Here is a 21,725-nt window from a genome sequence, read left to right as displayed (position 1 = left end):
CTCATCTTTGACAGATAAGGCTTATCGCGCTAGCCTGAAACTCTACAAAATAGTGAGATTAGTAATGAAACCATTTAAAGAACACATACAAAACCAACCCAGCTTTGATTGGTTATTTAATGAGTTTTATTGCAGTGCGAAAGAGGATGAATTTACTTGCTCTTGGCATTATCACTCTGAGTATGAATTGGTGCTGTATCTTGATCCTGAAGAGGCATTTCAAGGCAGTTATTTTGCAGGGGATGCGATTGGTGATATCAATCATAATACCTTGTTGCTTTATGGCCCAGGCTTACCACACATGGTGGCGGGGCGAAGTGTAAAACCAGAAAGGCATGATAATCATCACACGGTTATTGTGTGGTTTGCACATCATTGGGTAGAGCGCCTGCAAGCCGTATTACCGGAAGCCAGAAACATTAAGCGTTTACTGGATAATTCCGCGTATGGGCTTTCTTTTAGTACGGATATTGCTCGTAAAGTGGCAGAGCTATTAAATGACGCGAAACACTTAGAACGCCACTATCAAGCGATAAAAATAATAGAAGTGCTGATCAGTCTTTCGGATGATATTGCCGCAAAAAAATTATCCGCTACACCTTATCGAATTAAACAGGTAACAGAAGACTCTGAACTGCATCAACGAATTGAGCGAGCGTCTCGTTATATTGAAAACTACTATGGCGAGGGAATAAAAATATCTGATTTGTGTAAAAATCTGCACATGAGTGAAAGCTCGGCATATCGAATGTTCGAGAAGCATTATGGGATGAGTTTTTCAGATCATTTAAAACAATATCGAATAGGAAAATCGTGTGAACTGTTAGCAAGCACTAACTTACCGGTTACTTTAGTGGCTGGGAAAACGGGCTTTAAAAATATATCTAACTTCAATCGCCAATTTAAAGAGTTAAAAAATATGACGCCGACAGAGTTTCGACGCCGATTCAACTAACGCCTTACCGACGGTTGTCTATCTAATTGTGGTTATTCATTAGGAATAAAAAATTGGTCTTTAATGGAGTTAATAATGACGGATTTTAACCAACAATGAGGTGAGCTAGTAAGTGTTCTTCGGTGCTCAATTAAGTTAATGTTTACCATGTAAGGCTCACTATTAAAGGCTTTTATCACGGTAAATTTATCCCCTAATGTTGAGTCTTGTTCTAGTAAATGCCCGCCAATGATAAGCCTGTTTGTGTCTTTAATGGATTCGATTAATGTTGATAGTTGTCCTGATCTTAGGGCGACGGTTCTTTTTTTACCTTGCTTTATCAGCTCTGCATCGAGTGGATTAAGGTATTCCCCTGTTGATCGAATATCGAGTGATAAATCCACAAAAGAATATTCAAGACAATCATCAATGGTGATGCTTTCTCTTTGCAATAAAGGGTGGTTTAAAGCGCCATAAATGACAGGGTAGGTATAACCAATCTTTTCTGAGTGGTATTCATCATTGATAACGGTATCTTGGATGTGTATGGAGAAATCAACATGGCCTTCTTTGAGTAATAAAATAGGGTCAATTGCTGATGGGTATTCTTCAAGGGTGACTTTAGGGGCAATATCATAAATAGCTTTGGCTAATGGTGCGGTAAGCAGTTTACTCATTAGTGGTGGTGTTGATATGCGAAAGGCTTTTTCACATAACTCAGCGGAAAAAGTGGTGCTGTTTACTAAGCCATCAATCGAAAATAAAATCTCATCAAGTTGCGACTCTAACTCTAGTGTTTTAGCGGTAGGTTGTAAGCCATTTGATTCACGATAAAAAAGAGGATCATCAAATAGGTCTCTAAGGCGGCCTAAAATTCGACTCATTGCTGGCTGGGAAAGATAGAGTTTTTCTGCCGCTCGTGACACATTTTTTTCTTTGATTAATACACTAAGAGAAACGAGTAAGTTGAGATCAATTCGAGAAAGTTCTTGTTCCAGTGTTTTCATACGTCCCCTTAATTGTATTAATAACAAACAATGATATTACATAATAGCATATCAGTTATGTGATCTTATGATTTCTATAAATGCCATTTAGAGTCTATTCTTTAATCAATCCAACAGAATTGAATAACCGCTTAGGAACGATTAAATGAAATTTCCCCTAATAACTAAAAGTGTTTTACTGAGTGCAATGGTTACGGCGACTGGCGTATCTGCTGCTCAATCAGCAGAGAGTTTAAATGAATTTTTTGCTAACGATGGCGCAGTCGTAACCGCAGAGATGTACCCAGCGTATGAAACATCTCACCAAATGCTTAAAAACCAAGATTTGGTTGGCATAAATAAGTTTTTGCATAAGCGTGAGCTTACGCCAACCGATGAGCAGCCAGTAGTTCGAATGAATCGTGATACCTATTATTCCATGGCCGTGGTCGACGTATCAAAAGGGGCAACAGTGACCATGCCTGAGCTACCTGCAGGTAAATATATGTCTGTTCAGCCAATTACTGAAGATCACCGCATTCAGCCTATGTATTACGGTGCGGGTACGTTTGAGTTATCAACTCATACTGGTAAGCACCTTTATTTAGTGATCCGCCTTGATGCAACGTTTACTGAAAAAGAAGCGGAAATGTACCAAGATCAAATGCAAATTAATGCGGAAAGTGCTGAACCATTTACCTCTGAGAGCGTGAATCAAGCGTCTTTTAAACAAGTTGAAGATGCGCTAAAAGCAAAAATGCCAATGATTAATGAGCGTGATGGCAGTGATGCGTTAACGGGCATGTTTACTGACGTTGATGATGAATCGAATACCTTATTTACTCAAGAAAAGTACGAAGTGGGCGCAGCTATTGGTTGGGGCGGTGCTCAAATGATAGATAATATCTATGAAGTATCAGGTAACTACCCTGCGGATACGTGTTATCAAGCAACGTTTGAAGATCCTAAAAACAAAGCGTTTTGGTCTATCACGGTTTATGACAAGTCAGGCTTTATGTTTAACGATGTAGCGAACGTAAGCTCTAATACCGCAACAGTAAATAAAGATGGGACTTACACCGTAAGCTTTGGTTGTGGTGCTGATGCGCCAAATAACATTCAAACCGCGAACGATTCGGGTGTATTTAACTTAGGTATTCGCCATTACCAACCAAGCGATAAAGTTCGAGTGGATGGTTACCGTATTTTACCAACAGTGAAAGCGAAATAATTGAATTAAATCATAAGCCGCTAGATACCTTCTAGCGGCTTTTTATGGTTTTGTTTTACGTAATTCTCAATTAAAAGCTCTGGCTACACGACCATGACTGCTTAATATGTAACTACCAATATAAGCTGGGATAAAAACAGATTGCCCCCTAGCCAATACCATTGTTTCCCCATTTTGGCTGCGTAATTCTAACTCACTGTCTATTGCCATTAATATTTCAGCACCGTCGATCTTAACGTCGGCCTCTTTTGGCGAATGTATAAGGCCGAAATTAAAGTCGTTTACTGGAATGTCGTAGTTATCACAGAGCCCTTCTTTTTGCGGTGACAAAATCAGATCATCAAAGGCGATAGGTACAAAGTGAGTACATTCAACAAGTTCATCCACATCAATGTGTTTTGGTGTTAACCCTGCACGTAATACATTGTCGGAATTTGCCATTATTTCTAATCCCGTTCCTTTTATATAAGCGTGTGGTGTATTGGCACTTAAATACATCGCTTCGCCTGGCTGTAATGTGATCACATTAAGAAGCAGTGGAGAAAAGAGCCCGACATCATAAGGGTATTGATGGTTTAACTCTATGATTAAGGCAAATTCAGCTTGATCTTGATGAGCTTTGGCGTAGGTCAGTAGTTGGTCTAATGCATTGTGTTGTCGTAACTCACTTAGGGTTAATAAACCGTTGAAAAATGTCTTTAATCCTAGGGGGGTCAGTGTGTGACTAAAATCCATTACTAGATCTGTTAATTCAACAATATGTAAGGCAGCAAAGAACCCCATAATTTCATCGTATGCACGAAACCCATTCATCGCTTGGTAGTCAGTGAGCGCGTAAACCAATTCCGGTTTATGATTCGTATCTTTATAATTTCTATGATCGGCTGTTAGGGATATGCCAGCTTGTTCTTCTTGTTCAAACCCTTTCTCTGCTTGGCTTTTGCTTGGATGAACTTGAATTGATAACGCTTTATCGGCGGCGAGAATTTTAAATAAAAAAGGAAGATCGCCAAATTCTTGGGCAATATAAGAAGATAAGTAAGCCGATTTATTGGAATTGATTAGCTCTGATAAAGGGATTAAATGCTTATCAAACATCACCATTGAACAACCTTTAGGATGCGTTCCCATCCAGACCTCAGCTTGTGGTTGCTGTGATTCATTTTCAAAACCAAATAGATCATGAATAGAAGAGGTGCTTCCCCATGCATAGGTTTGAATTTTGTTTTCCATTGGGAAGAAGGAGTGACGTGATAAATGGCCTGATGACATGAATTTTCCCGTAGTTAGCTTTTCTAATCGATTAGAAAGAAAGTGATTTCCGTGGTATTTGATTACTTGAAATACTAGGGAGTAGGCAAAAAAATGCATGAGAGAGGGTCTTAGAATTATTAGGAAAAATTCTTAGAAATGGCGTGGAGATATAAAAAGCGTGAAAAGAGTCACATTGTTGATGGGGCGTAGAATTAAAACTGTGTCATATCGATTGTTAATTAACCAACTTGAGTGAATCGTAAATCAGGCTCGATATACTCAAGTTGGTGTAAATATTGACGCAGTGTTTATAAACGATACCTTGTATCAATTGTTTTCTGAGGTGATTGAGCTTGCAAGAAAGGCAAGAGAAGAAGCCCGATCACGGCAGCACAAGTCGAAATAGTAACGAAAAATCCAGTCCAACCGTAGGTTTCTAAAATGAGAGCCAGTGGATACCCAGATAATGCGGCACCCATATAAGCGAAGAGACCAACAAAACCAGTGGCTGCCCCTGCGGAATCTTTGTGTGAGCATTCTGCTGCTGCCATACCAATTAACATTTGAGGACCAAAGACAAAAAAGCCTATACAGAAAAGCCCGGCGGCTTGAAAAACAAAATTAGTCAAAGGCATCAGCCACAATGCAGACACCGACAAGAAAATCCCGATAGCAAACAAGATATTCATTGGTCCACGGTTACCTGCAAATAACCGGTCAGAGCCCCAACCCGCAACAAGTGAGCCAATAAATCCACCAATTTCAAATAGAGATAATGCAGCATTAGCGTTAATTAAAGTGTAGTTATGCTCTTCAGTTAGATATAAATTACCCCAATCATTAACCGCGGTTCTTACGATATAAACCAACACATAACTAAAAGCGAGTAACCAAATATACTTATTGCTAAATACATAGGTTTTTAATATCTCTCGGTAGCTTAACCCTTGCCCATGGTTCTCTTGCGCTAATTCTAAAGGGTCATTTCGCCATTGTCCTACGCTAGGTAATCCCATGGTTGTTGGCTTATCACGTAAACGCCAACAAACGATTAAACCAATAACAATGCCTATGACTCCGGGCCAAATAAAGCCAGCACGCCAGCTATAATGCAAAGTAAGATAACCAACCAAAATTGGGATAAGCGCACCACCAATATTATGTGCGGTGTTCCATGTTGCCCAGCGAAACCCTCGCTCTGATCGTGAGTACCACGTCGTTAGAAGTTTGGAACATGAAGGCCATCCCCACCCTTGAAACCACGCGTTCAACATCCAAAGAGAGATAAAGGCCATTAAAGAGCTAGAAAAACCAAACGCGATATTAATAATCCCCGTCGCTATCAGGCCAATGCCCATAAAATAGCGAGGGTTTGAGCGATCCGAAATCGTGCCAGAGATAAATTTTGATAGACCATAAGTGATATAGAAAAGGGTGCCAATTAAGCCTATGTCTCCTTTATCTAAGCCCAAATCGGTGATCATCGCTGGGGCGGCATAGTTGAAGGTTTTACGAGTAAAGTAAAATCCGGCATAACCTACGTACATTCCTAGCATGATATGCAAGCGCCAGTAACGATAGCTTTGATTCACCTTTTCCTCACTCAATGGCGTGGAATTTGAGGTAGTCGAGCGTAAAAATCCAAACATATCTATACTCACACTTTAGGTAATGCAATGCTGATTTTAGTACCAGAAAGCGGGGTGTTTGAGTTAATTACCATCTTTCCTCCAAGAGCTTGAACACGTTCTTGCATACCACGAACGCCCATTCCTTTCATTAAATCTTGTGCTTTAAAACCAATACCATTATCAGAAATTAAGAGGGTAACTTGACTATCTAATATCAGCGTAATGTGGATCTCACTGGCCTCTGCATATTTATAAGCGTTGTTTAATGACTCTTGGCATAAACGAAAAATGGTTACTTTAAGAGTGTCACTTAAACACAGGTAATCACCTTGCCAATTTAAGTTTATATCAACGCCATGATCAGAAAATTCCATTTCTCGGATCAGTTGTTCTACGGACTCTTTGAGATCGAGATCATCCAACATCTTTGGTCTTAGTTTCGTTAATAATCGTTTAGTGGTGTCATATACATTTAAGGAAAGTGTTTCTATCGTATCAGCACAACGAACACTCATCTCGGCGGCATCAATACGTTTTATGATGTTTGCCTGAGTTCGTATTGCGGTAATATTCTGGCCAATCTCATCATGTAATTCACGAGCAATATCACGACGAACCGATTCTTCTGCAGTAATTAATTGACGAGATAGGTTTTGATTACGAGAGAGCTCACTGCGTAATTTATGGTTTAAATCTTTCTGTTTTTGCACCGCTAAACCAAGCAATATACCCGTTATGGTTTGCGCAGAAAGAGATAAGAGTAAGTCGGTGATTTCTAATTTAGAAACACCACTGTGGGCAGCAATTAATGCGACGCTATTAAATAATGTGGCTAGTAATGCACCTTGCCAACCGTAACGAACGGCAAGCAATATAATCGGGATCGCCATACAAAAAGGAGCAAAGCGTCTTAACTCTTCAGGCAAGCTCGTCTGTATAACAATACTGGCAATAAATAACAGGCTATACAGCGAAATATGACGAATTTTAAATTCAACAACGGTATTTATTAAGTAAGAACTGAGTGGTGCCCATTTGTTTTGGAAAAGGTAATTCCAGACTAAATAACACATAGGAACCAACATTAAACCGCCAGTGATACTGACGAGCCACACCATATAAATCGAAGAGACATGGAAACCAACGGCAGAAAGATTAATAAAAGCCATGATGATGATGACGCTTGTCATGACCAATAGATGGCGATTCTGATCACCGTAGTAATAGCGTTTAGCTAATAGAGTTATTGGAATACTTAATGTGCTGGCAATGAGAACGGTTAGCCACTGAGGCTCATTAAGTAAGAGAGCGAGAGCAATCGTCAGCCCCCATTCTGCAATATAAATAGCAGGCCAGTATTTTGCCCGTGTGTGCAGTGCTATCCCTAATCGTAAAGAAAAAGGAAACAGTAAAATAGCGAGTTCTGGGTCATTAATGAAATAGTAGGCAATGACCCATAAACAAAACCATGAACAACCAGCCATAAAAATGCCACAAACAGAAGTGGCTAAATAAGTTCGCATTAGTAAGCGTCTTGAGAGAACAGTTTGGCTAACTCAACGTTGTTTTTAACGCTCAATTTATCCATTGCATTGGCACGGTGAACATGGACGGTTTTATGGCTTAGCCCCAATTTTGTTGCGATAGACTTAACATCTAGTCCATTAGCTAGTAATTGACACACTTCGTTTTCTCGACGAGTTAGCTGGCTGAGTGATGTGTTCCTTTTTACTGGTGTGGCGAGTTTTATTGCAATATCAGGAGTAAGGTAACACCCCCCGTTTGCTCCTGTTCGAACGGCTTGGATCAGTTCATCAGGACTGCAACGTTTACTTAAATAGCCTTTTGCGCCCAGTTCTAAAGACTTTTCAACCATAGCGGGAGAGTCGTGCACACTAAGCATAATACTGGCGATGCCAGAGGGAATATCTTCGAGCAGGCTTAAACCACTTTCATCTTGCATTGAAATATCTAGGATAACGACATCTGGATGACAACTCGGAAGCCCGCGGCGAGCTTCTGCTGCAGAGCTGAATTCACCTACCACAGAGATATCAGATTCTAGGCTGAGTAATTGGGCGAAACCAGAACGGACAATGACATGGTCATCAACAAGTGCAACATTAATCATGATATTAACCAGAGTGTAGAGTGAGAAACGGAATAAACTCCAGTGATAGGAGCGATAAGAGAATCAATATTAAGACAGAATAATGATACTTAATTGATCGGATGATTTGTATGATCTCGCGCGCTTTACGTAAGTTAAGCGCGCGAAAATTGATTACGCTTGTTGTGCAGCTAAGTGCAGTTTTTTGGCGTGGCGGATCTTTTTCTCTTCAGCGATAGCGACGAAAAGAAGTAAGACAATACAAATCGCGGCGGAGGTATCTAATGCGGCGAAAGTACCTTCCCAGCCAGTTAAGCCGAAGATAGGCGTGCCATCGGCAATCATACCAAGACCTAGTTTTGCAAAGCTGTCACCAATTAGGTAAGCAAAAGTGCCTTTTACGCCATCAGCAACACTGATCGCTTTTTTCGGAACAAAACCAACAGCAGCAACACCAATCAATAGTTGAGGACCAAACACTAAGAAACCAAGTATAAAGAGTGACCCAAGGTACATGAACTCACTGGTTGCATTTTGATAGAACTCAAGCGATACAATGATAAAACCAAGAGAGACACAAGCCACCAAAGCACGGCGGCCATTAGCGAGATCGGATAAATAGCCCCACATTAGCGTGCCAACAAGTGCTCCAACTTCAAACAAAGTGAAGCCTGTGATAGCGGTTTCTTTTGATAGGCCAAGTTCTTGGTATGCGTACACGGTTGACCATTGATCGATACCGATACGAACAATGTATAAGAAAATGTTAGCGAAGCAGAGTAACCAGATCACTTTGTTTTTAAGTACGTACTCAACAAAGATCTCTTTTTTCGTCATGTGGTTTTCTTCAGCGATGGTATCTTCTTCACTGATTTCTTCGTCAAAAAGCTCTTCTACCGTACCTAAACCGTAAGCTTCTGGAGAATCATTACCAAAGCGCATCCCAATAAAACCAACGATGATCGCGATAATAGAAGGAAAAACGAACATACCAACAACGCTGCCATTAAAAAAGTAGTTAGCACCAAATAGAGCGACACCAGCAGCACCAGCACCACCGACATTATGGGACATGTTCCACAGGCCTAAATATGAACCGCGTTTATTACGTGGCGTCCATTTAGTGATCGTGGAATAACTTGATGGGCCACCTGTACTCTGGAAGAAACCACTCAAAGCATAAAAGGCAACCATCATGAATAAACTGGCACTGCCGCCACCCATGCTGAAACTGAATCCTAGCATCGCTAAGCCAGAAAGAATAAGCATGAAAGGCAAGAATTGTTTGGTGTTTTTACCATCGGCATAATAGGAAACAACCGTTTTACCAATGCCGTAAGTGATTGAAAATCCAAGGCCAATTAAGCCAAGTTCTGTCATCGACAATCCGTAAGTTGAAATCATGTCGTTTTGTGCGACATTGAAGTTTTTACGAATCAGATACATGGTTAGATAACCAATAAACACGACCAAGTAAGATTGTAGGAAAGGTTTAAACCACATCTTTCTTCTGACTTCTACCGGAAGATCTAGTGTCGGTTTTCTAACCTGTTCTAGGAACTTTAACATTGTGAACTCTCTTATAATGTATGAGGGTATGCATGAGGAGTTAATCCTCAATGCGTTCTTTATTTATTGAATTGGTTGAAATAGTAGAGAGTGGAGAGGAGGCTTGCATGAGAGAGGGTCTTAGAATGACTAGGAAAAATTCTTAGAAATTAACGAGGTGTATAGAAAGCGTGAAAAGAATCACATTGTTGGGCATAAAGAGGAAATGAAGTCATTGCAGTGAGTTAGTTGGTTATTTATTAAATGGAAAATCGTCAATATTTAAGTTGAATAACATCAAATTCAATTGTTCAAAGAACATATAATGATTCTATTAGGGGAATGTTTTAATATTTAAAATATTGAATTTGATGGTTAAATTCAGAAAAGAAAGAAATAAATAATCATGCAGATTGATGCTATAAAAGTAATACTTTCGATGATCCATTCTTTGTCATCCCAGCCGAGCATTCTAATTTCTGATGGGGTGAAGTTGATTTCTAAGTCTTCAAAATCTTCATTTAAATCGCACATAACACGTCCTCTTAAGTAATCAGTAAAAAGAGGTTATCTGTTTTATTGGTTTAATTAAATTTAATAATTAAAAACAAGCGTTTAGATTTAATTAACTATTGAGTGCTGCTATTGGTCAACTTTAATCATAAAAAAGGATGAAAGAGAGGCTCTTTCATCCTTTAAATTGAGGCTTTTTATTGGCTAGCTATCTTGATTAAAATCCAAATTTTCCGTTAGTGTTTTTCCATTCTGTTTTTTCAGGAATGGCTTCAACCGTGTCCCAATGTTCTACGATCTTGCCGTTATCTAGGCGGAATAAGTCATAAAAAGCCACGTGTTTGTTCATGAATGTCCCTTCACTGATGGAGAGCACAAAGTTACCCTCACCAAGAACTTTATGATTTTGGCTGTATGACATTGGCATATTTGCTTTTGCCAATTCACCTAACGCCTTGCCTAAGCCACTCAGGCCATCAGCAATATTAGGGTTGTGCTGTAAATAAGCGTCGTCTTCATTTTCAATAAATTGGTTAATTTTCGCCATGTCGCCATTCATTAAAATGGTGTTTACGAAATCAGCCACAATCGCTTTGTTTTCTTCTGTTTTATCCAAATCCGTTATGGTAGTTGTGCCATCTAATTGCGTGCGTCCACTGGCGTTTTTAGGCATTAACTCTTGTAAGTTATCCCAATGTTCGACAATTTTTCCCTCTTCAAAGCGGAACACATCAAAGCCCACTTTTGGTCCAAAGAAATTGTATTCAGTTTGAGTTATTACGTAATCCCCATCTTGCAGAGCACGCACGACATTGGCTTTGGCGCTCCCTTTTGGTAATTGCTGTAATACTTCCCCAAAACCTGTTAAACCATCTCCAACCGCAAGGTTATGCTGAATGTATTTGTTTGGATTAATGTAGTTAATAGCCTCTGGATTACCCGTTTCAATGCTTGAAATCACCGCAACCGCTTTGTCTTTATTGGTTAATTGTTCTGGCGTGTCTGTGTTTGCACATGCGGCTAGGCTTAAAATACTTGTTGCTAATACAGTGTGTTTGATTTTAGTTGTCATGTTCTTCATTTTGTTATCCTCTGTTGGCTTGAGAACAATAATAGAGACATTCCAACGGGCTGTGCAGAGTGGATATGGGCTTAAAAATGGTGAATATCGAACCCGATAAACTTACAACTTAGGTGTGGTGTATTTCTTTTGAAATTGACTAGGGGTGAGGGTGGTTTGTTTTTTAAAGTATTTTATAAAGTTACTGGCGTCCTCAAAGCCAAAATCATAGGCGATTTGTTGAGAAGGGGCGCTAGTTACTATTAAACGTCGTTTCATTTCAATTAGAGTAAAGGCATCTATCATCTGTTTCGCGGTTAACCCAGTGGCGACTTTGCACACTTGGTTTAACGTTTTATACGTAGTGTTAATTTGGTTTGCGTACCAATTGGCATCACGGATGTGCTCAAAGTGTTTTTGCATTAGGGTAAAGAAGCGAGCGAGTTTGAGGCTTTGTTCTGTCGATAATTTATCGTGACGCATTTCAGGGCGTAAGCGGTGCAGCAACAGAGCCAATGCAGAGAATAAATACATAATAAGCAAGGGGTCTGAATTGTCTAATTTGATCTCGGTGGTTATCTCATTAATTAACGTTTGGCTGCGCTTATTGTTTACTGCGTCTAGACAAAGCAATGGAGTGTGTTGTTGATTAAGGTGCGTTGGGGTGTAATTTGGCAAACGCATATTGGTATGGACGTTATCAAGAAAGGCTTGGGTAAATAGCAACACTTTGCCTTTTGGTTTTGATGACAAATCAAACGCATGAACTTGCTCACGTTGCACAAATATCATCGAGCCGGCACGGAAAGGGTATTCTTGAAAATCCACCATGTGAATACCTTCACCTTCCTCAATATAAAGGAACATGAAAAAAGACACGCGGTGCGGAGCTTCCGGATCATGAGAAAGGGAAGTTCTTTCATACAAAGAAGACAGTTCGATGATCTCTAATTCAGCATTATTGCTTTTGTTGTGATTAAAACCAACATTAGGGATATTCATAACTGTCCTTTTTTATTAGTGACGTTTTGCAACCAAGGTAAATTTATAATCTCTTGGTGAGATAAAGTTACGGCTGTATTCAAAGACGATGTCGCCCTTTAAATAGCCTCGGCTGCGTTTTTCAATAATCGGCACGCCTTCTTCTGTATTCAGATAATCGGCAATGTCTTTGGTTGGCAGAATTGGCACTAGTTCTTGCTCGCTGCGATCAATTGTTAACCCTTTGGTATTCTCAATAAAATCGTATTTAGACTGTTGCATGACTTGGTAAGACAGATCCGGGAAGAGGGCAACTGGTAACCACGTTTCTTCGACAGCAATCGGGTTGTTATCAATATAACGCACACGTTTTACGTAAAACATGTGTTCGTTCTCTGCAATATCTAAATGCTCTGCCATTACGAGTGATGCTTTTTGGATCTCAAACGCCAATACATCGCTGTGAGTTGCTACATCTAAATGTGCCCACTTTTCTTGAAAGCTCGATTGTTGGTAAATATCGTAATTTACTTTGTTCTCTTTTACGTAAGTGCCACTGCCTTGCACACTTTCGAGTTCATCATTTTCTATTAATAGTTTTAATGCTTGACGGATAGTCACTCGGCTAACAGAAAACAGTTCTCGTAATTGCGCTTCACTTGGAAGTGCTTCACCGACTTTATATTCGCCTTGGCTTATCTTCTCTCGGATAGCATCAGCAATTTGACGATACATTGGGAGTCTTGCCATTAAAACCTCGTAATTTTACTGTAAAAATTGTCTACACTAACTTGTATCATACGAATATAAGGTAATAAGACAAGTGTTAATGCCAATTTGTATTTGATGTGCAAGTAATACCTTTTCAATACAAGTTGTGGTGGTTGTGATAGTTGTCACAGATAAGTTGTATTAAAAAGGTATTATTGTCTCCGTTACCAAATACAAACACTCATTCGTGACATGGGACAAAGGTTATGAAACTGACTACTCTTACAAATAAGTCGCTCATTAATCTGCAAACTACATTTAATAGCAGAGAAGAAGCGATTTATGCACTTGCTGACCAATTAGAACAACAAGGCAAGTTACATAATAAAGATGAATATTTAGAGGCTGTATTTGCTCGTGAAGCAGAAGGCCCAACCGCATTGGGTGAAGGGCTAGCAGTGCCTCATGGAAAAACAGATGCGGTAAAAGAAGCGGCATTTGCCGTCGCAACTTTAACGCGAGATCTAAAATGGAAAGGCGTTGATGAAGATGAGGACGAAGACGTAAACCTTATTTTCTTAATTGCGATTCCTAATGCAGAAGCGGGTTCTACTCACATGCATTTACTGACGGAATTAACCACAACCTTAGTGGATGATGACGTTCGTGAAGCCGTATTAAATGCGACCACAGCAGAAGAGATTTTTGCTCTGTTTGATGGGCATAAAGAAAAAGAAATTGAATCATACAACTTAGATACAAATGCACCGACAATTGTATGCGTAACCGCGTGCCCAGCAGGCATTGCACACACGTATATGGCTGCGGAATACCTTGAAAAAGCAGGGAAAAAGCTTGGTTATAACGTCCATGTTGAAAAACAAGGCGCAAATGGTATTGAAGATCGTATTACTGCCGAGCAACTGAATAAAGCCGTCGCGTGTGTTTTTGCAGCGGAAGTTGCGATTAAAGACGTTGAACGATTCAAGGGTATTCCACGAGTTGAAACACCAGTTGCAGAGCCTATTCGTCATGCTGAACGAATTCTTAATGACGCGATAGAAGAAGGTAAAAAAGGGCGTTCTGCCGATTTTGTGAAAGCAACGGATGATAAACCTAAAAAATTACCTTTGAAAACAGAATTAAAACAAGCCTTATTAAGTGGTATTTCGTTTGCCGTACCATTGATCATCGCTGGCGGTACAGTGCTTGCGGTTGCTGTTCTTATTGCTCAAATTTTTGACTTACAAGAACTGTACGCGACGGATGGTTCGTGGTTATGGATGTACCGTAAATTAGGTGGTGGCTTGCTTGGCACGCTAATGGTTCCAGTACTGGCAGCGTATACGGCTTATTCCCTTGCAGATAAACCGGCGTTAGGTCCAGGTTTTGCTGCGGGTCTTGCGGCTAACTTGATTGGTGCGGGTTTCCTTGGTGGTGTTGTTGGTGGCTTATTAGCTGGTTACGTGATGCGTTGGGTGAAAGAAAATATTCGCCTAGCCCCTGCATTCAACGGTTTCCTTACGTTTTATCTTTATCCTGTGATCGGTACTTTGGTCGTTGGTAGTTTAATGTTATTCGTTATTGGTAAGCCTGTTGCGTTTTTAAACCAAGGTTTAACGGATTGGCTAAATGGTTTGTCAGGTACTAATGCCATTTTACTTGGTGCAGTGCTAGGGTGTTTCGTTTCATTCGATTTAGGTGGTCCTGTTAATAAAGCCGCTTATGCCTTCTGTTTAGGTGCAATGGCGAATGGTGTTTATGGCCCTTACGCCATCTTCGGTTCAGTAAAAATGGTGTCAGCCTTTACGGTAACGGCGTCAACCATGATAGCGCCTCGTTTGTTCAAAGATTTTGAAATTGAAACGGGTAAATCAACATGGCTACTTGGCCTTGCGGGTATTACTGAAGGTGCGATTCCAATGGCGATTGAAGATCCAATTCGTGTTATCGGTTCATTCCTTGTGGGTTCTATTGTAACGGGGGCAATGGTTGGTGCCGCAGGTGTTGGTTTATCTACACCGGGTGCAGGCATCTTCTCGCTCTTCTTATTACAAGATGGTGGCTTAGGCTCATTCATGGCGGCAGCAATTTGGCTAGGCGCAGCTCTGATTGGTACGGTGATTTCAACATCAATTCTTATTATGTGGAGAGGCCACGCAGTAAAGAAGGGAAAGCTTGAATTGCAAAAGTCTGAAAAAGTAACAGCAGCAACTCAGAACTAACGATAAAACGATTGGAGTATCGGGTTTCCCCCTAAAGTTTCTCGATACTCCTCTCATCTAAACCTCCGAGGTTATCGATACATCACGGGGTTTTAAATGAGAGAGGATCCACTCTCGATTTATTTAAACGACATTAATTTCATTATTGCGGCTGTAAAAGCGGCGAGAAAATCAGGTAAAAAATTATGACTACTACATCACGCGTTCATATTACTCCACACATGCACTGGGATCGTGAATGGTATTTCACAACAGAAGAGTCTCGCATTCTTCTTCTTAATAATATGGAAGAAATCATGACCCGTCTGGAGACGGATCCTGACTACAAATACTACGTATTAGATGGCCAAACTGCGCTATTAGAAGATTACTTTGCGATAAAACCAGAACACAAAGAACGAGTGAAAGCGCTGGTTCAAGCCGATAAACTGATTGTTGGCCCTTGGTATTCTCAAACGGATACGATGCAAGTTTCTGGTGAGTCCATTGTACGAAACATGATGTATGGTCTGCGTGATTGTTTAGAATTAGGCAACCCAATGAAGATTGGTTACCTACCTGATTCATTCTCAATGAGCTCTCAATTACCAATGATCTATAACGGTTTTGGAATTGATAGAACCATGTTTTGGCGTGGTTGCTCTGAGCGTCACGGAACAAATAAAACAGAATTTTTATGGCAGTCAAACGATGGCAGTGAAGTGACTGCACAAGTGTTACCACTGGGCTATGCGATTGGTAAGTACTTACCTGAAGATGAAGAAGCACTACGCAGCCGACTAGATACTTATTTTAACGTATTAGAAAATGCGTCAGTAACCAAAGACATTTTGTTGCCAAACGGCCACGACCAAATGCCAATTCAAAACAACATTTTTGAAGTGATGGACACATTGCGTTCGGCTTACCCTGATCGTGAATTTATGATGAGCCGCTTTGAAGATGTGTTTGAAAAAATCGAAGGCATGCGTGATCAACTTGATACCATTAAAGGCGAGTTTAATGATGGTAAGTACATGCGTGTTCACCGCAGTATTTCTTCAACTCGTATGGATATTAAACTTATTCATGCTGAAGTTGAGAATAAGATCGTCAATATTCTTGAGCCATTAGCGTCTATCGCATGGACATTAGGGTTTGAATATCACCACGGTTTGATCGAGAAAATGTGGAAAGAAAGCATGAAAAACCATGCGCATGACTCGATTGGCTGTTGTTGTTCAGACAAGGTTCACGCTGAGATTTTAAACCGTTACATTCTTGCGGATGACATGGCGACCAACCTGATTAATTTCTACAAACGTAAAATTGTAGATCACATGCCTGCTCGTGAAGGTTGTGATAAATTGGCATTCTTCAACTTATCGCCTTACGTTCGTGAAGAAGTGATTAACACAACAATTACTATTCGTGCTCAAGAGTTTTCTATTTTTGATGATGAAGGCAATCAAGTTGAGTACTTCATTCAAGACCAACGCGAGATTGATCCGGGTAAAATTGACCGTCAAATTGTGCATTACGGTAACTACGACCCATTCATTGAATACGATATTCAAATAAACCAACACGTTCCTGCAATGGGCTTTACTACTTTACACATTCAAGGGAATGAGAAAGGTAAGCAAAAAGTCGCGGCACAGAAAGGCAACGTCATGGAGAATGAATTCTATCGCATCGACGTGAACAGCAACGGCACATTGAGTATTTTTGATAAAGAAACCAAGGAGCTGTTTGAGCAAGTGTTGCGTTTAGAAGACGGCTCTGATGATGGTGATGAATACGATTATTCACCTTCTCGTGAAGAATGGTTGATTCACTCTGACGAATTTACCGCAAAAACAAATATTAAACATGAAGGTTATCAGTCAGTTGCTTCAATTCAATTACGTATGCAAGTGCCTACTAACTTAGAAGCGCGTGAGTCTCGTGCTAATCAAGATGCGTTCGTGGATGTTGATTGCCAAGTCGTGTTAAAGCAAAATTCGCGTAAAATTGAAGTTCGAATGGAGTTAAATAACCAAGCGGATGATCACCGAGTTCGAGTGTTAATTCCAACGAAATTTGTTACTGACACCGTTGTTGCAGATAATCAATTTGGGGTTATTACTCGCCCAACGAATGATCCTGCGATGGAAGTATGGGAAGAAGAAAAGTGGAAAGAAGCACCAGTCCCTATTTATCAGCTAATGAATTTTGCAGCACTTGAAAATGGCACCGCAGGCATGGCCGTAATGACCAATGGTCTGCGTGAGTTTGAAGTGATTGCTTCACATAGTGAGCAGCGTGACACGTTAGCATTGACGTTATTTAGAGGGGTTGGCGTGTTAGGTAAAGAGAATTTACTTACTCGTCCAGGTCGTCCATCGGGTATTAAGATCCCAACACCAGATTCACAAACTCGCGGCAAGATTGTTTGTCAGTTCACGTTATTTGGTTTTGCTGGTAATCACGTTGAGGCAAATATTATGGCAGAAGCGCGTGATAACGTGACGCCAATTCAGTGTTACAACAAGATCCCATATAACGCAATGAAGCTTAATGTTGGTGAACAAAATCTGCCATTAACGTTCAGCTTATTAGAGAAAGAGAAAGAGAAAAAAGGCGCGGTATTAAGTGTGCTGAAAAAAGCAGAAGATTCTGATGCATTAATTTTGAGAATCTACAATCCTGCGGAAGTGGGTGAAGTAGAAGACGGCGTGAGCTTTACTCAAAATGTAATGATGTGGTCTGAAGTTCAAATGGATGAGAAAGCATTAGCAACAGAAACTCAAGTTGAGCGTTTTGGAGTGGTCGCCCCCTGCCAAGCAAAATCCTTTAAGGTGACTTTCTAGTTCTTATTCATAATGTATTTGCCTTCTCTCTTTTATTGTTTTGCAGAGAAGGCCAATAGATTTCTAACACTTGTGACTGGTTTTTAGGTAGTACGATGCAAGCAAATTTATTTAAGTTAGACAATGTGATTCAAAATTATGCATGGGGCAGTCAGACATCTATTCAACAATTGTTTGGCATAGAAAATAAAGCAGGTGAACCTCAAGCAGAAATTTGGATGGGAGCACATCCAAACGGTTGTTCAAAAGTGGAAGAAACAGGTGAGTTGCTGTCAGATCTAATAAAAAAATACCCGATTGAAACATTAGGTCGTTATACGCATCAACGTTTTGGTGATTTACCTTATTTATTTAAAGTATTAGCCGCAGATAAGCCATTATCGGTGCAAGTTCATCCAAAGTTGAGCGATGCAAAGTTAGGTTTTGAGAAAGAAAACCAACAAGGTATTGAGCTTGGTGCATTTAACCGTAATTACAAAGATGCGAATCATAAACCAGAGTTGGTATATGCACTGACGTTTTATAGAGCAATGAATGGTTTTCGTCCTATTGCTGAAATGATGTCTATCTTTGAGCAAGCGAATGTCTCCGTATTATCAGAAGCGGTCGCTCAATTAAAAGGCTCGCCAACAGGCAGTGGCTTACAAGCTTTCTTTACTACGGTAATGAGCTTGACTGGTCAGAAAAAAGCCGATGCATTAGGGCAACTGATAGAGGGCTCTGATACTAAAGCAAAAACCAAAGTAGCGCGCGAAGCATTTGGTATGGTTGCGGAATTTAGTGAAGAATTTTCTGACGATATCGGGTTGTTTTCGCCATTAATGCTGAATGTGATTGAACTAGAGCCAGGTGAAGCGATGTTTTTGCATGCTGCAACGCCCCATGCTTATGTCCAAGGTACAGGTTTAGAGATCATGGCGAACTCTGACAATGTATTAAGAGCTGGGTTAACGCCGAAACACATGGACATTGAAGAGCTGATTTCTCATACCGAGTTCCACTCTATTTCATTTGATGACATTCGTTTACACCCGATAAAAAAAGAGCGTAAACAGAGTTACCCGATCCCTGTTGATGATTTTGGTTTTGAAATTATCGAAGTGGTTGAAGAGAGTGCTGAACAATATGTTCGTGGTGCTGAAATTCTCTTTTGTATTGAAGGGGAAGTGATTATTGAAAGTGACGATTCGGTGATTACACTACACGCGGGACAATCGGTCTTTGTGTGTAATAACGCAGATGTTTATAGCTGTAAAGGGAAAGGCACACTGGCGCGGGCTTATAACTAATACGTATCTCTTTGTTATTAAAGGCCTCTATTTTTAGAGGCCTTTTTTATTATTAATACGGTAGTGTATTGTTTTAATTGGTGAATTATTGTTTTTATTAGATCGCTACAAAACAAATTTGAACAATCGTTCAAAATAACTTGAACGATTGTTCAGATGTGATTATAGTTATTTCAACTCGAAGGGCCGCAGCCTCAAATATTGAATTTATAATTGTTTAAAAGAGAGATAATCATGACTACATTTACAGTACATACTATTGAATCGGCTCCTGAAGGCAGCAAAAAAATGTTAGAGGGTGCACAAAAACAAATGGGCAGAGTACCTAACTTATTTGGTGTTCTTTCTGAAGCTCCGAGCGTACTTCAAGCGTATCAACAATTGCATCAAGCGTTTGTAAATACCTCATTTGATGCTGAAGAGCTAACGGTTGTATGGCAAAGCATCAATGTTGAACATGATTGTACTTATTGCGTTCCGGCCCATACAGGGATTGCTCACTCAATGAATGTAGACCCTGCATTAACAGAAGCATTGCGTAATAGAGAAGCGATGCCAACAGAAAAACTGCAAGCGTTGCAAGATGCAACATTAAGCATTGTTCGTCATCGCGGCAATATTCCTGCGGAAGAATTGGAGGCGTTTTACGCAGCCGGTTATGGTCATCAACAAGTATTAGAAATTATTTTAGGGTTGTCTCAAAAAGTGATCAGCAACTACACTAACCATGTAGCGAAAACACCATTGGATACAGCATTCAAAAAGTTTGAATGGTAAGTTGTCACTGGTGTTTCTGGAGTGAGAGCTGTTTTTTTAATCAAGAAAATACGGTTACTGGAGCGTACCCAGTTGAAGGGTATAAAGAAATACTGAAAGAATTAATGGTGTAAATTACATACTGTTATGTGGATCCCTCAATCGATTTTATTGATTGGGGGATTTTTGCCTTTTGGGGATGGTTATCTCGATCAAAATGGGACAATAATCTTGTGAAAGACTATATTTAAAGTGATAACACGGTATAATCCGCCGCTTATTGACCCCGATTGAACAATCAACACTTAGGAATTCGTTATGACTGAAGAAGAAAGAATTGAACTGCAACAGAACAACCCATTACACGGTCTTAAGTTAGAAATCTTATTGCAAGAGTTGGTTGATCATTACGGATGGGAAATTCTAGATACTGCAATGCGTTTAAACTGTTTCAATACAAACCCGTCTCTTGTGAGCAGCGTGAAGTATTTGAAGAAAACACAGTGGGCAAGAGAGAAGGTTGAAAACTTCTACTTATACCGTTTGAAGCGTATGCCAAAAGCGTCTGATCTTGAATATGAAATGCCTCCTCGTTCACGCACGTTTCCTCATGGCCTTGAGCCTCGTGAACCAATGGAATTGACGATAGAATCTATTCTTCTTTCTCAAGCGAAATCAGCGTCAGCACACCAAGCGCGTTCTCAAAACCGTGGTGGTAACTACCGTCGTTAAGAGAATTGCAGTGAAGTGAACCTCCGTTAATCGAAGATGGTTTCTCACTAGATATAAAATAAAAAAGCCAAACTGGGTAATCCAAGTTTGGCTTTTTTGTGCTTATTATTTAACGAAATTCTCGCTAAGTGAATAAGTACTTACTATGGTTGCTGCTTAGTCGGTGCCAAAGCAATCTCACGGATACATACGTTTTGAGGTTGTTGGTATGCAAAAGAGACTGCACGAGCAATATCATCAGCGGCTAATACGCCACCCATGCTTTCTTTCCACTCACCGTAACCGTCTTTAATTTCTTGAGAAGACGTATGAGATAAAAGCTCAGTCTCAACCGCACCTGGTGCAATTGTTGTAACACGAACGTTTGATAATGCCACTTCTTCACGTACATTTTCAGAGATAGCGTGAACTGCAAACTTAGTACCACAGTAAGCCGCATGGCTTGGGAACGTTTTCTTACCAGCAATAGAACTGATGTTGATGATAGTACCTGTATTGCGTTCCATCATTGGTGCTAGAACCGCTTGCATGCCATTTAGAAGACCAATAACGTTCACATCAAACATGGTTTTCCACTCTTGGGCATCTTGAGTGTCGATTTGACCAAGAAGCATCGCACCAGCGTTGTTGATTAGGGCATCAACAGGACCAAATTTTTCTTCACCTAGAGCGATTGCCGCATCAAAAGACGCTTTGTCTGTTACGTCTACTTTTACTGATAAAGAGTTTGGCAGGTTAAGTGCTTCAAGGCGTTCAATACGACGAGCAAGAAGAAGAAGAGGGTGACCTTCATCGCTTAAACGACGAGCGATTGCTTCACCAATACCAGAACTTGCGCCTGTAATAACAACTAATTTTTTCATTTTATCTTTCCTTTAATGATTGGATAAGCAGTCAAAGCCAGAACTCTGTTTTGCTGCGATGGAGGTATAA

At 40.2% G+C, this 21,725-nt stretch carries 18 protein-coding genes; 7 read left to right on the top strand and 11 right to left on the bottom strand.

Annotated features, from left to right (window positions below; all coding sequences use genetic code 11):
* The first annotated feature begins 64 nt into the window (after positions 1–64).
* The gene (locus A6E04_RS10315; RefSeq protein ID WP_065611233.1) at positions 65–955 is read left to right on the top strand and encodes a helix-turn-helix domain-containing protein; all 891 of its coding nucleotides are present in this window, start codon (positions 65–67) and stop codon (positions 953–955) included.
* Between the two features lie 32 nt (positions 956–987).
* Here A6E04_RS10315 and A6E04_RS10310 read toward each other — a convergent pair whose 3' ends face one another.
* Positions 988–1,941: a LysR family transcriptional regulator gene (locus A6E04_RS10310; protein WP_017021144.1), complete on the bottom strand. Its 954-nt coding sequence runs from the start codon at positions 1,939–1,941 to the stop codon at positions 988–990.
* A 145-nt stretch (positions 1,942–2,086) separates the two neighbouring features.
* Here A6E04_RS10310 and A6E04_RS10305 point away from each other — a divergent pair, with 145 nt between their 5' ends.
* Positions 2,087–3,151: a DUF1254 domain-containing protein gene (locus A6E04_RS10305; protein ID WP_139078803.1), complete on the top strand. Its 1,065-nt coding sequence runs from the start codon at positions 2,087–2,089 to the stop codon at positions 3,149–3,151.
* Between the two features lie 66 nt (positions 3,152–3,217).
* Here the strand turns inward: A6E04_RS10305 and manA (A6E04_RS10300) are convergent, their stop codons facing one another.
* From manA (A6E04_RS10300) to A6E04_RS10265, 9 genes are all read right to left on the bottom strand, one after another.
* Positions 3,218–4,423 (bottom strand): mannose-6-phosphate isomerase, class I, encoded by a 1,206-nt coding sequence (gene manA / locus A6E04_RS10300; protein ID WP_065611231.1) that lies wholly within the window; start codon positions 4,421–4,423, stop codon positions 3,218–3,220.
* A 290-nt stretch (positions 4,424–4,713) separates the two neighbouring features.
* Positions 4,714–6,054: an MFS transporter gene (gene uhpC / locus A6E04_RS10295; RefSeq protein WP_065611229.1), complete on the bottom strand. Its 1,341-nt coding sequence runs from the start codon at positions 6,052–6,054 to the stop codon at positions 4,714–4,716.
* An 8-nt stretch (positions 6,055–6,062) separates the two neighbouring features.
* Positions 6,063–7,559, bottom strand: coding sequence for a signal transduction histidine-protein kinase/phosphatase UhpB (uhpB, locus tag A6E04_RS10290; protein ID WP_065611227.1), 1,497 nt, complete (start codon positions 7,557–7,559; stop codon positions 6,063–6,065).
* Positions 7,559–8,167, bottom strand: coding sequence for a response regulator transcription factor UhpA (uhpA, locus tag A6E04_RS10285; protein WP_065611225.1), 609 nt, complete (start codon positions 8,165–8,167; stop codon positions 7,559–7,561). Before uhpA ends, uhpB begins: the two co-directional genes overlap by 1 nt.
* A gap of 153 nt (positions 8,168–8,320) precedes the next feature.
* Complete coding sequence (uhpT, locus tag A6E04_RS10280) at positions 8,321–9,715, bottom strand: hexose-6-phosphate:phosphate antiporter (protein WP_065611223.1); 1,395 nt, start codon at positions 9,713–9,715, stop codon at positions 8,321–8,323.
* Positions 9,716–10,075: 360 nt separating this feature from the next.
* Complete coding sequence (locus tag A6E04_RS21300; protein ID WP_175365422.1) at positions 10,076–10,228, bottom strand: hypothetical protein; 153 nt, start codon at positions 10,226–10,228, stop codon at positions 10,076–10,078.
* 196 nt (positions 10,229–10,424) lie between these two features.
* Complete coding sequence (locus A6E04_RS10275) at positions 10,425–11,279, bottom strand: nuclear transport factor 2 family protein (protein ID WP_217491213.1); 855 nt, start codon at positions 11,277–11,279, stop codon at positions 10,425–10,427.
* 111 nt (positions 11,280–11,390) lie between these two features.
* The gene (locus tag A6E04_RS10270) at positions 11,391–12,269 is read right to left on the bottom strand and encodes an AraC family transcriptional regulator (RefSeq protein WP_065611219.1); all 879 of its coding nucleotides are present in this window, start codon (positions 12,267–12,269) and stop codon (positions 11,391–11,393) included.
* A gap of 15 nt (positions 12,270–12,284) precedes the next feature.
* Positions 12,285–12,998, bottom strand: a complete 714-nt coding sequence (locus A6E04_RS10265) for a GntR family transcriptional regulator (protein WP_023602726.1) — start codon at positions 12,996–12,998, stop codon at positions 12,285–12,287.
* Positions 12,999–13,225: 227 nt separating this feature from the next.
* On the opposite strand from A6E04_RS10265, the gene mngA reads away from it, so the two are divergent.
* From mngA to A6E04_RS10240, 5 genes are all read left to right on the top strand, one after another.
* Entirely contained in the window at positions 13,226–15,184 is a 1,959-nt protein-coding gene (mngA, locus tag A6E04_RS10260; RefSeq protein WP_065611217.1) for a PTS 2-O-a-mannosyl-D-glycerate transporter subunit IIABC, read from the top strand.
* Positions 15,185–15,369: 185 nt separating this feature from the next.
* Positions 15,370–18,015 (top strand): mannosylglycerate hydrolase, encoded by a 2,646-nt coding sequence (gene mngB / locus A6E04_RS10255; protein WP_065611215.1) that lies wholly within the window; start codon positions 15,370–15,372, stop codon positions 18,013–18,015.
* A gap of 95 nt (positions 18,016–18,110) precedes the next feature.
* Positions 18,111–19,304: a mannose-6-phosphate isomerase, class I gene (gene manA / locus A6E04_RS10250; RefSeq protein ID WP_065611213.1), complete on the top strand. Its 1,194-nt coding sequence runs from the start codon at positions 18,111–18,113 to the stop codon at positions 19,302–19,304.
* Positions 19,305–19,538: 234 nt separating this feature from the next.
* Positions 19,539–20,081: a carboxymuconolactone decarboxylase family protein gene (locus tag A6E04_RS10245; RefSeq protein ID WP_065611211.1), complete on the top strand. Its 543-nt coding sequence runs from the start codon at positions 19,539–19,541 to the stop codon at positions 20,079–20,081.
* Positions 20,082–20,378: 297 nt separating this feature from the next.
* A complete protein-coding gene (locus tag A6E04_RS10240) occupies positions 20,379–20,792 on the top strand; it encodes a VF530 family protein (protein ID WP_017021129.1) in 414 nt (137 codons plus the stop codon).
* Between the two features lie 143 nt (positions 20,793–20,935).
* Here A6E04_RS10240 and A6E04_RS10235 read toward each other — a convergent pair whose 3' ends face one another.
* The gene (locus A6E04_RS10235) at positions 20,936–21,655 is read right to left on the bottom strand and encodes an SDR family oxidoreductase (protein ID WP_065611209.1); all 720 of its coding nucleotides are present in this window, start codon (positions 21,653–21,655) and stop codon (positions 20,936–20,938) included.
* Positions 21,656–21,725 lie beyond the last annotated feature (70 nt).

Source organism: Aliivibrio logei, from assembly GCF_001691055.1.
GTDB classification, from domain to species: domain Bacteria; phylum Pseudomonadota; class Gammaproteobacteria; order Enterobacterales; family Vibrionaceae; genus Aliivibrio; species Aliivibrio salmonicida.
Note: the sequence above shows the minus strand (reverse complement) of the source record. Positions and strands in the feature narration are given on the sequence as shown.